The sequence below is a fragment of the Bartonella sp. AA83SXKL genome, assembly GCF_042196965.1.
GTDB lineage: Bacteria > Pseudomonadota > Alphaproteobacteria > Rhizobiales > Rhizobiaceae > Bartonella.
The window spans coordinates 1-649 of the sequence record NZ_JBHIRG010000238.1; the positions used below are offsets into that span (position 1 = coordinate 1).

At 38.7% G+C, this 649-nt stretch carries 1 protein-coding gene; it reads left to right on the top strand.

Features of this window, described 5'->3' with window-relative positions; translation table 11 throughout:
* The coding region (locus tag ACFINO_RS10840; RefSeq protein ID WP_375655859.1) for a murein hydrolase activator EnvC family protein at positions 1-614 on the top strand (614 nt) is incomplete at its 5' end.
* Positions 615-649: the final 35 nt, after the last annotated feature.

The window sequence follows — 649 nt, forward strand, 5'->3', positions numbered from 1 at the left end:
TACAAAAAAGATCGGAAGAAGAACTTACAGAGCAGCAACAAAAAAATAGTGCTCTTGTTAAAAAAGCGCAGTCTTTGGAAGAATTGATTTTAGAGCTTGACCGCCAGTCACAACTTAATTCTGATGTATCAGTACAGATGCAAAAAACATTACAATTGCTAGAGCAGTCTAATTTTGAAAACCGAAAAGGTTCTTTACTTTTTCCTGTTTTAGGAAAACTGATTCAGCACGTAAAGAATAGTTCGCAGATTACGCGCTTTGGGGAAATGATTGAAACAGAAGCAGAAGCTATTATTGTAGCACCTGCTGATGCTCTTGTTGCTTTTGCTGGACCATTTCGTTCTTACGGACAGTTAATTATTCTTAATGTTGGCAATGGTTACCATATCGTTCTTACTGGGATGTCAAAAATTAATGTAACGCAGGGGCAATTTGTTCTTTCAGGTGAGCCTCTTGGTACGATGGGGATGCAATTTATTGCAAACAGTGTCGCATTGGATATAGGAAAAACTTCTCCAATGCTTTACATTGAGTTTAGAAAACATGGGAAACCTGTGAATCCAACTCCTTGGTGGCGGACTGAAAAAACAAAAAGGAACCGAAATGATTCGTAAAGTTATTCTTTTGGTCGCTGGGGTATTGCTCGGCG